Below are 1,337 nucleotides of genomic sequence, written 5' to 3' on the forward strand. Positions count from 1 at the left end.
GGTTGGCATCGGGCACCCGCACGTCGGTGAGGAACACCTCGTTGAACTCGGCCTCACCGGTGATCTGGCGCAGCGGCCGGACGTCAACACCCGGCACGGTCATGTCACAAAGGAAATACGTCAGGCCCCGGTGTTTGGGTACCGATGGGTCGGTGCGCGCGACCAGCAGCGCCATCTGCGCATGCTGCGCACTCGATGTCCACACCTTCTGCCCGTTGACGATCCAGTCTGCGTTTTCTCCCGAGCCGTCGCGGACCGCGCGGGTAGCCAAGCCGGCCAGATCCGAACCGGCGCCGGGCTCGCTGAACAACTGGCAATAGATGTGGTCGCCGATGAACAACGGGCGCAAGAACTTACGTTTCTGCTCCTCGGTGCCGAACGCCGCGATAGTCGGCGCCGCCATCCCCAACCCGATGCCGTTGCGCCCGGTGTCGACCGGCGGCGCGCCCGCCACGGCCAGCTCAGCCTCCACGAAACCCTGAAAGGTTCGCGGCAGGCCCAGACCGCCGCAACCGTGCGGGAAATGCACCCAAGCCAGCCCGGCGTCGAAGCGAGCCCCGAGGAAGTCCCGCCGGCTCGTGGTCACCGGGTCATGCACCCCGATCAGTTCCCGGACCCGGGTGCTCAGGTCCGCTGTGATCTGTTGCTCGTCATCGCTCACTAGCGCCACTCCTCCTCATCGCTGGTGCGGCTCATGGTGCCGCTCCTCTTCATCGCTTCGCTCTGCATCGTCGCCGGCACGGCTCATCGCTACCTCCCGTCGGGTCAGATGCCGGCTTGCTCAGCCACGTCGCGGGCCTTGGCCACCAGCGCGTCGATCAACGCCACGACCGGCGTACCGCCGGCAGCCTTGTTGGCCGGGGTGTCCATCGCGCGGCGCATCACGCCCTCGGCGATGATGGCGACCTTCCACAGCCCCAGCGCATGCCAGTAGGCCAGCGTCGCCGCATCGCGTCCGGTCTGCTCCAGGTACAACCGGGCCAGCTCTGCACGGTCCGGGAAGCCGTCCAAAGTGGCGGCGTCGAATTCACCGGCGATGTTCTGCTCCCCGGGCTGCGGCCAGTACCCCAGCAGGCTGCCCATGTCGGCGAGCGGATCGCCGAGGGTGGACAGCTCCCAGTCCAGCACGGCGACCACGTCCCCCGTGGTGCGCGAGATGATCACGTTACGCAGATGAAAGTCACCGTGCACCAACGTCAGTTCGTGTTGCTCCGGCGCCGCGGCGACCAACCGCCGGGTAAGGTCGTCGAGGGCGGGCAGCTCCCGGGTCTTGGACTGCTCCCACTGCCCGGCCCAGCGTTTGAGCTGGCGCGGCGCATACGGCTTGTGGCTGGCCA

The 1,337-nt window shown here is 67.7% G+C and carries 2 protein-coding genes; both read right to left on the reverse strand.

What is annotated here, in order from left to right; genetic code table 11:
• Window positions 1–661 (reverse strand): acyl-CoA dehydrogenase family protein (locus AC2VON_RS17895; protein ID WP_486954155.1); only part of this gene is annotated, 661 nt, incomplete at its 3' end.
• Between the two features lie 104 nt (window positions 662–765).
• The coding region (locus tag AC2VON_RS17900; RefSeq protein WP_486954156.1) for a phosphotransferase family protein at window positions 766–1,337 on the reverse strand (572 nt) is incomplete at its 5' end.

The sequence above is a fragment of the Mycobacterium sp. TH-M82 genome (genome assembly GCF_057473605.1).